The sequence below is a fragment of the Microcystis sp. M53602_WE12 genome, from assembly GCF_030065455.1.
In the GTDB taxonomy this organism is placed as follows: Bacteria; Cyanobacteriota; Cyanobacteriia; order Cyanobacteriales; family Microcystaceae; genus Microcystis; species Microcystis aeruginosa.
On the sequence record NZ_JASJFB010000630.1, the window covers coordinates 1 to 9,086 of the forward strand.

General features: G+C 45.7%; 6 protein-coding genes. 1 reads left to right on the top strand and 5 read right to left on the bottom strand.

Annotated elements, in window-relative coordinates:
* Positions 1-411 precede the first annotated feature (411 nt).
* Positions 412-1,860 (top strand): family 10 glycosylhydrolase, encoded by a 1,449-nt coding sequence (locus tag PX482_RS20015; RefSeq protein WP_288059682.1) that lies wholly within the window; start codon positions 412-414, stop codon positions 1,858-1,860.
* Between the two features lie 6 nt (positions 1,861-1,866).
* Here the strand turns inward: PX482_RS20015 and PX482_RS20020 are convergent, their stop codons facing one another.
* The 5 genes from PX482_RS20020 to PX482_RS20040 form a co-directional block, all read right to left on the bottom strand.
* The gene (locus tag PX482_RS20020; protein WP_002758249.1) at positions 1,867-4,071 is read right to left on the bottom strand and encodes a GumC family protein; all 2,205 of its coding nucleotides are present in this window, start codon (positions 4,069-4,071) and stop codon (positions 1,867-1,869) included.
* 117 nt (positions 4,072-4,188) lie between these two features.
* Positions 4,189-5,403, bottom strand: a complete 1,215-nt coding sequence (locus PX482_RS20025; protein ID WP_002788698.1) for a polysaccharide biosynthesis/export family protein — start codon at positions 5,401-5,403, stop codon at positions 4,189-4,191.
* 132 nt (positions 5,404-5,535) lie between these two features.
* A complete protein-coding gene (locus PX482_RS20030) occupies positions 5,536-6,282 on the bottom strand; it encodes a cyanoexosortase B system-associated protein (protein ID WP_002758251.1) in 747 nt (248 codons plus the stop codon).
* The gene (gene crtB / locus PX482_RS20035) at positions 6,275-7,180 is read right to left on the bottom strand and encodes a cyanoexosortase B (RefSeq protein WP_288026424.1); all 906 of its coding nucleotides are present in this window, start codon (positions 7,178-7,180) and stop codon (positions 6,275-6,277) included. Before crtB ends, PX482_RS20030 begins: the two co-directional genes overlap by 8 nt.
* Positions 7,181-7,217: 37 nt before the next feature.
* Positions 7,218-8,357, bottom strand: coding sequence for a DegT/DnrJ/EryC1/StrS family aminotransferase (locus PX482_RS20040; RefSeq protein WP_002758253.1), 1,140 nt, complete (start codon positions 8,355-8,357; stop codon positions 7,218-7,220).
* Positions 8,358-9,086: the final 729 nt, after the last annotated feature.

Below are 9,086 nucleotides of genomic sequence, written 5' to 3' on the forward strand. Positions count from 1 at the left end.
ATCCTTATCTGGCAAGAGACTTAATTGATTAGTTCGCTCTAGAGCAAAAACAATTGACAAAAATCGCTAAATGCCTTTCTCTATAAGGGTTCCATCCCTTATAACCCCCGTCCATTGCATAACACAAACCGAAGAGCCAGATATTGGGGGGTTACACAAGAGCTAGAACCTCTGGAAATGCGTTACAAGGGAGATCCTTGCAACGAGGTAATCTAAACATATTGACTTTCGCTGTATAATCCAAATACAGTCTATCAACTCTCTACTTGCGCTTAGAAATTAGTTGAAGGCTTACCCGATAAGAGAGCTAGAGTTTAGAGACTGTAAGACTTTTGCTAGAGTTCTAGAAGAGGGCTAAAAAAATAGCAAACTAAGAAAATTTCTCCTTTGCTACTTTTGCCGTGAACAACTATGTTAAAGAAAGTCAATTATCTGCGATCGCTATCCTGTTTCCTCGCTATAATCCTCTGGAGTAGTCCTCTCGGGATTAACTCTAGCCTCGCTGTCAATGATAATTGTCAACTCTCCGAATCGGAAATCAAACAACAAGAAAATCTGCGTCAAACTTCCCCCCAAGAATATAACATTTTATTGCAGAAATATGCTGAACAATTGCGCTTTTGTCGTTCCCGACACTGGTTACAGGAACAAGCGATCTGGTTACGTCTTTACTCCTGTGATACCCGTCCAGGATCGATAGAAAGTATCCTCGATCGCATCGTGGCCAAAGGTTATAATATAGTTTATCTGGAAGTTTTTGCCGATGGTCAAGTCTTATTACCTCCTAACAATAATCCCACGGTTTGGGATAGCGTGATTAAAAATCCCGGTGCTGGAAATGTGGATTTATTAGCACAGGCGATTGAACAGGGACATAAACGCGGTTTAAAGGTGTATGCTTGGTTATTTAGCCTCAATTTTGGCTATGCTTATAGCTTAAAACCCGAGCGACAGGAGGTGTTAGCACGCAATGGTAAAGGACAGGATAGCACCTCTTTTGTCGATGATCGATCCCAAACTTTTGTCGATCCCTACAGTAATCAAGCGCGACAGGATTATTTAATTCTCCTAGAAGCCATTTTACAACGTCGTCCCGATGGAGTTTTATTTGATTATATTCGCTATCCGAGAGGAACAGGAGTCGATTCCGTTGCCGATAATGTCCAAGATTTATGGATTTTTAGTCCCGCATCCCGACAAGCTTTAATTAATCGAGGATTGAATAATAAGGGCAAATTTTTAATCGAACGCTATCTGACTCGTGGCCAAATTTCCCCCCATGATATCGTCGAAGCAGATCGCCTTTATCCCCAAGAAACCGCCCCTCTTTGGCAGGGTAGAATCCCCTTAGAAGAGGAGATGAAACAATCAGTTAAAAGTCGTTTTGATCGCCTCAAATTAGAACTTTGGTTCCTAGCGGTTGCCCATGCTGCCCAGGGTGTAATTGATTATATTAGTTATTTTTCTGCCCTAGTGGAACGTCAGGGAATTCCCGCCGGAGCAGTGTTTTTTCCCGATGGGAATCGTCTTGTGGGTAATCAAGGTTTTGATTCCCGTTTACAAGCTTGGGATAGTTTTCCTCCTTCCCTAGAATGGCATCCCATGTCCTACGCTAATTGTAACGATACTACCTGTGTGGTTAATCAGATCAAAAGAGTAGTGGCAAGCAGGGGAAATCAAACTCCTGTTATCCCAGCTTTAGCGGGTTTATGGGGACAACCCTATAACAATCGTCCCTCCTTAGAAGTGCAAATGGCAGCGATTCGCCTAGCTTTTCCCAGCATAGATAGTATCAGTCATTTTGCTTTTTCTTGGCAAGAACCACAATTCGATCGAGCCAGAAGATTTTGTCATAAGTAACCCCATTTACACCTCTACTTTTACTTCTTCCGTCTCTGTTTTTTCCTGTGTTGGGGGGACTATCAAAGGCGGCAGTTCCGGTTCGGCGGTGTTGAGAGTCGGTGTAATATCGACGTAGTTAATTACCGCCCCTAAAATTTTCACTTCCGCTTCTGTTAACTGGTCAGTTGCTTCACTCAAGAGATTAGAACGAGTTATGCCCTGGCGCGTTACCAGAATAATCCCGTCCGCTAGTTCTTCTAAGAGCAGCGCATCATTACAGCTAGACAGAGAAGGAGTATCCACAATCACCAGATCGAAACGGCCGCGAGAATCTTTGAGAATTAATTGTAATTCGCTCGATTCAATGATAGCTGCCGCTTGTTTTTGCGGACCGGGACTAGGCAAAATGGAAAGGTTTTCAATATTTGGGGCCAGCCGGATCGATTTACTTTTTGCCCCGTAGTAAAGTAGGGGTTCTCGGAAAGAATTGGGATCGGGAGTGACTCCGATTTCTTCGGCCTTAGAGGGACTTCTCAGATCTCCTTCTACTAACAGAGTCCGTCGGCCCGCTAAAGCGGCGGCGATGGCCAGATTATAGGCAGTGGCGGTTTTCCCCTCTCCGCCAGTAATACTGGTGACAACAACCACTTTCACCGTTTCGCCGCCGCCAACAAGTCGCAGGGTACTGCGTAAACGTTCGTAGTAGGGGAGATAATTGGCATTAGCATCGGCGAGAATCGGCTCGATTTCCTCGCCCTCTAAATTCCGGACAATGGGCAATTGTCCCAAGAGTAGTATATCCCGACTAACCAAAGCTTCCCGCAATTCTTGGGGACTGTGCAGGCGATCATCGATCACTGCTAACAGGAGAATCGTACCCAATCCGGCTAAAGTTCCCAAACCAGCACCCACCAAGAGAATCAAGGTACGATTCTTGCGGTTAAACACCTGTTCGATCGGTTGAGCAACCGGCGGTTGGGCGACGGTGAGACTACCCACGGTTTCCGCTTCTGCGGCCTGAGCATCCACCAGAGCATTGAGAATATTCTCGTAGATACCCCGTTGAAAGGCGACAGCTTGGGTTAAACGAGCTTGCTGTAGCTGTTTATCGGGGAATTTCTCGTATTGGGAGCGTAATTGCTGTTCCTGAGTCACCAAGGACTCTAATTGTTTCATTAAACCCTCGCGCTGGGTTTGCAGGGTGACTAATTGAGCCGCTAGTTGTTGACGGGTGGCATCGAGATTACTTTGCTGACGGATGCGACTGCTGGGAAGAGCGGTAAGAACGCCATCTTTTCCAATCACCTCGGCGGCTCTTTTTTGTAAGAGAGATTCGTTAACTTGCTGTTGTTTGCGTAATTTAACGACGGTGGGATGTTCGGGACGTAAATCCTTCTGTAGTCCCTCCAATTGGGCTTCCGTGTCCAATATCTGCGCTCGGATACTGGCAATAATCGGGTCGGCACTAAGGGCTGAGGAGGTGTAAGCTTGATCGGGGGTTAAATCGAGTTGTTCACTCAGACTATTAATCTGTCCTTGAATGCCTTGCAGTTCTAGGCGAATTTCTCGCTGTTGCTGTTGACTACTGGTGATCGCGGTGAATAAACTCCCGTCTTGAATCGCCAATAAATCTGAACCCTGGGTACTAATGTAGCGATAAAACTTTTCTTCGGCTCTGGTTAAATCTTTTTGGACTTCGTTCAGTCGGACACTGAGAGCTTCTATGCGGGCGCGTAACTGGGAAGTATTCAGCCAGCGACTGTATTCCACCATTTCCTTCATCAAGGTTTCGAGAATTAACTCCGCCTTGGACTGGGAGTCGGCCGTTAACTCTAAAAGTACCTCTTGGGGTTGGTCGCTATTATTTTTTTGTCCCTCCGCTTCACCGGGGAAGGTTATTTTTAAATCCTGATCGCGAATTTTAACCATCTGTTCCTGATTAAATTGCAATTTTTTGGCCGCATTGACCAATACCCGGGGAGACAGCAGTAAATCGCGATCAATAGCCCGCCCTTGTTCTTGCAGTTGGGTTCCTGTACTGGTAAAAGCCGGCGGCGGCACCCGGTAGGCCAATTGTCCCACCGCCCGATAAAAGGTGGGGGGTTTCTCAGGATCGGGTAGGAAAGCAAAGATCACAGAACCGCCTAAACAGACGAGGAAGACGAATATTCCCACAAATTTGTTCTGATCTAGCGAGATGAGAAATCGTTTAACAATTGGTAGAGCCATAGCTTTTTAATGTATTCCCAGATTCTTTACATTTTAGCGGTCAAGAGTGATTCTCGCCCTTGAAATCCTAGCTTATGAAGTTGTGTTAAGGAGTGAAGGGAGCAAGTTGCCCCTCAATTATTGGAAGTTATTGAATTGATTGCCAAAGTCGAGAATTGTATTGGTAAAACTGGAAATATCCCGGATGGGTTGGGTAATGATATTAAAAGCGGCGAAAATCTCCCCTAACAGGGTGCGGGTGACGATAATTACGTCCTGATCTTCTAAGGGAACATTTTGGGAGATATCTCCCCTAACTGCCGCTATCGGACTCAAAGTTTGACTAACAATTCCCCCTTTGGCACTATCAAAACGGAGCAGGGACACTTCATTGACATTAATCCGCAGGCGATCGGAAACTGGTAAACTAGCCACCACATCAAGGAAGCTACTGCCATTAGGAATCGAAACATTTCTCAGGGAAATTCCTGAAGGAATTGAGGGAGCTAAAACCCTGACGGTGATATTCTGCTGGGCGAGGGTGGTTCTAGCCACCAGTGTGCGATTATATCCCGTCTCTTGGCCGACTTCTAACTTGGAAACAATCACGGCATCACCTCCTTGCAGACGCATATCTGGCAAGCGTTCCCCTTTAATTAAGGGAGTATAAAGGTCAAGTTTCTCCTCTAATACTGTACCATCGACTAAAACCCGACGGACAACGATCGAACGCAGATCGGCTCTGGGAGTGCCACCCCCCGCCGCCAAAAGTACCTGCGCTAGGGGAGTATTAGGAGCAACACTATAAAACCCCGGTCGCTGTACCTCTCCCAGAATGGTTAACTGGACGGGACGGGCAGTGGTTAAAACAGCAATCACTTCCGGTTCCTCCCGCAGGTATTTTCGCCCCAATTCGAGGCGGATCTTAGTTTGCACTTCGTCTAAAGTCAAGCCCAGCACCGGAATACGCCCTAAAATCGGCACCAGAAAATTACCATCGGGATCCACTGGCCCCGTGGAATTAAATTCGGGAAAATCGGGAACCGAGACAGTAATTTGATCGCCGATATCGAGTCGATAGGACTGAATTTGTCGGGATTGGCGATTATTGGGAGAGTAAACCGGAGGACTGTAGCCGGTAGGGGGAATCGTGTTTTCAGGAAAGGTGGGATTAGGCGGTTCGGGGGGCAAAAATTCCAACCCAGTTCCGGGTTGAGTCTGGGGTATGGACAAAGAACCCTGGGCCTTGAGGCTCTCGGAGGGAATTACCCATAAGAACCCTGTCAGACTAAACCCTGATAAGGCTATGGCCCCGGTTCTGAATAAACTAACTGGCAAAAACTTGTTGAGCATTGGTAGAATCATACAGATATATCAATTTATTGTCTGAGAGTTATCTAGTGGGAGAGGAACAAAGAAGCTATTAAGGACTAGAAAAGTGCCTTGAGCTAGTTTTTTTTAAACAGATAGTTGGGAGCAGAAAAACTACTTTTCTTTTTTGGTCTCAGGCAGAGAAGTTAATTGACTTAAGACATTTTGTTCTAAGTAACTTTGAACTTCCTTGGCGAGATTGAGAGCAAAGGGAGTGAGAGTTTGCAGTTCTTTCGTCGGTTCTAAGGGAATCAGCAAGGAAACGGCTATCCAGGGTACTCTCTGTCTTTTTAATTGCGCCCATTGGTCAAGCCAATACCAAACAGAGGGATCGTAATGACCACCACCTAGCCAAGCATACCATTGCACCACGGCAAAGGTATTTTGTGTCCAGGCACGATAGAATCGAGCCTTGGCCTTTCCTCCCGACTGGGTGGGGATTAATAGCTCGGTTGTTTCCCCCTGATTCCAACGACTAATCGAAGTGATATCCGACCATTCTAATCCTGGTTGATTTTTATAGTAGATCTGTGGCTTTAAAAGCACGGTGATCCTCTTGCCCTCAGGAGTTTCCACCACTTGTACCGACCATTTTCCCTCACCGATTTGTCCTTGCTGCTGATCGATGGTTTTCAGGTCAGAGAACTTGATTCCCGATTCTTGTAGGGCCAGCATTTTCTGCATATTACTGATTCTCGGTTGATCCACCCAAGACCACTGGCCAGAAATTAAATTGGGCAAGATACCCCCTACAATCAATAGCAGCAGCAGGCACAACAGCAGTAAATAATTACCCGGGAGCTTTTTTTTGACTTTATCTAACACTAAAGTTACCTCGGCTGGAATTTTTTGACTAATCATCCTGGTTACCTTCCCCTTGAGCTAGGGACTTTTTCTTAACCGCCTCGCGATACTGCATGATTTGGAAGACCAAAAGGATCAGTAATAACATAAAGACCGAGTATAAATCACCCCCCCAGCTATCGTGGAGTAATTTAAAGTTTTCCTCTTGTCCTGTGCCGTGAAACCAAGCTAAAAGCGCGTTACGAACAATATTAGCCCCGACACTAATTCCAAAGGCACTGAGGAGCATAAAGCGGGTTTTACGACCGTTTTCGATGGTATCAGTCCAATGGAGCAGCAGGAGGGTGACGTAAAGACTGGTGAATAACATTTTCAGCCCCGCACAGTAGGGAGCGACTTCCACCATCCTGCCTTCTACCGCTATATAGATACCGTCAACGGAGACATCTAGGCCTGCTTGCTGGAGAATAAAACCAGCGCAAGCGGCAATAAAAACCTGTAGGGGTAGGGTATAGGGAGCAATCAGGTAGGGGATAGGATTAGGAGTCGCTAAGGCTGTTAAAAGTAGGGGAAATCCTTGCAATTTAAAACCTTCTGTTCCTTTTAACCAGAGACAGATTCCCGCTAAAATAATCGGAAAAGACATACTAACCCAAAGGGAGGAACCGAGGAGATAAAAAATCGCTCCTAGGGTTAACAAAAACGCTCCTAGGGGGTGGGAGCGATCTTCGAGGCGTTGCCATTTTTTGCGATTCTGCCAGACAATATAGGCGGCGTAGGGAAGGCCGATCAAGCCGTGGCTAAAGTATTCGTGTTCGATGCCGATCGATTTATTCAGCCAACCATCGTACCAGTGAAAGATCACCGGACCATAGATAACCGCCAAGAAACCGATCATCAGCCAAGATTGCCGATTTTTGTGGGAGACGGGGGATAGGGAAGGACTAATACCCATAGGACGGAGCGATTTAGTGACAAATTCTGAATTTATGTTACCCGATGATCGCAGTAATCTGTTCAACAACCATTTCAATTTGCTCCTCGCTGATGCCGGGGTACATGGGGAGAGAGACAATTTCTTCACAGAGAATCTCTGCATTAGGAAAGTCTCCCTGTTGATAACCGAGGTAGCGATAGGCCGGTTGCAGATGACAAGGAATCGGATAATGAATGCCGGTTTGAATACCGACGGCAGTTAATTGTTCTTGTAGTTGTTGGCGCTCAACCGGACAATGGGGGAGAATGCGAATAACGTAGAGATGATAGACATGACCGGTCTCGGTTTCGTCTCGTACGGGTAAAATACCTTGATCGGCTAAAGGAGCCAAAAGCCTGTCGTATTGTCTTGCCGCTCGCTGACGGGAGCGATTCCAGCCTTCCAGATGGGGTAATTTAATGTTTAAAATGGCGGCTTGTATGCTATCCAAACGGCTATTAGTGCCGATATCGGTGTGGAAATACTTGCTCGGTGCGCCATAATTTCTTAAACCGCGGGCTTTTTGGCTAATTTCGGGATCATTGCTCACTAACATTCCGCCATTGCCAAAAGCACCCAAATTTTTACTGGGATAAAAACTAAACCCCGCCGCCACACCGACACTGCCGGCGCGATAACCTTCTCTACTGGCTAAATGGGCCTGGGCCGCATCTTCAAAGATAATCAGATTATAGCTGCGGGCAAAATCCTGTAATTGTTGGGGTGATACCATCTGTCCGTACAGGTGTACGGGTAGAATGGCGCGGGTGTTGGGGGTAATTCTTTGGGCAGCCGCCGCGAGGTCAATTAAGGCCGTATCGAGGTGACAATCAACTAAAACTGGTTTGGCCCCCGCTTGAATAACACCCATGAGGGTAGCGACAAAGGTATTAGCGGGGACTAGCACTTCATCCCCGGCACCGATGCCGTAAGCTTGTAAAGCCAGGGCAAGAGCAGCAGTGCCAGAAGCTACTCCCACAGCATACTCGACTCCGCAAGCTTGGGCAAAGGCGGTTTCAAATTCGGCTAAAGCTTGGCCTAAAACAAAATCTCCTCGGTCGATAACTGTTTGGATTGCCTCGGTAATTTTTGCTTGTAGGGGCTGATTTTGCCAAGTTAAATCGACAAAGGGAACTTTGATTAAATGGGAATTCATCTATTGCTTGTTTAGGGAGATATTATTAAGTATTCAAGAGACTAGCATAGGTTTGATCAAGTTGTCTAGATTTGTAGGCTCTCTTGTCCTTGTGTTCTTTGTGCCTCTGTGGTTTATCCTTAATCCTTCTGGGATAACCTGAGAAAAAGTATAGGCTAGGCTAGATTCTAACCCAGCTAAACCAAGAGAGCCGATTGGTATTCAGGGGGTTTGGCCTTGACTTGGCCAAAAGAATCAAGTTGACTGCCTAGCTATTTATTTTTGCCGCCAAACTTTGAAGATAATTACTAAGTGGGTGGGTGGAATTAAATATAAGATGAACGTAGGTTGGGTTGAAGTATGAAACCCAACGCCTCAACGGATTTAATATTGTAAAGTTTCAATACAAATATGGTCAGATATAGTCATTAATAGTAGTATGCACAGACAAAACTATCAGACTAAGCAAAAAAACAGGAATAAGTTATCGAACGGCTTGGAGGTGGTGGAAACAAGGGAATTTAAGGCTCTTCGGGAATTGTTATGCAAATAATTAACTTAAAATAAAATTCGATGAGAGTGCCTACGCTCAAAAGTAGCTGAAATTCATACAGGAAAGGACTTAAGGCACAAATAAGTTAATACCAAAAGATAGACAATCGAGTTAAGATTTGATATAATAGTCAAAAACCCGAGTATTTTACTTATGATACTTGACAAATTTTTGAACCTACAAGGAACCTGTATTCA

Excerpts from the sequence above, each read along its gene's own strand:
- PX482_RS20040 (WP_002758253.1), bottom strand. The coding sequence starts at position 8,357 with ATGAATTCCCATTTAATCAAAGTTCCCTTTGTCGATTTAACTTGGCAA.
- PX482_RS20020 (WP_002758249.1), bottom strand. The coding sequence starts at position 4,071 with ATGGCTCTACCAATTGTTAAACGATTTCTCATCTCGCTAGATCAGAAC.
- crtB (WP_288026424.1), bottom strand. The coding sequence starts at position 7,180 with ATGGGTATTAGTCCTTCCCTATCCCCCGTCTCCCACAAAAATCGGCAA.
- PX482_RS20025 (WP_002788698.1), bottom strand. The coding sequence starts at position 5,403 with ATGCTCAACAAGTTTTTGCCAGTTAGTTTATTCAGAACCGGGGCCATA.
- PX482_RS20015 (WP_288059682.1), top strand. The coding sequence starts at position 412 with ATGTTAAAGAAAGTCAATTATCTGCGATCGCTATCCTGTTTCCTCGCT.
- PX482_RS20030 (WP_002758251.1), bottom strand. The coding sequence starts at position 6,282 with ATGATTAGTCAAAAAATTCCAGCCGAGGTAACTTTAGTGTTAGATAAA.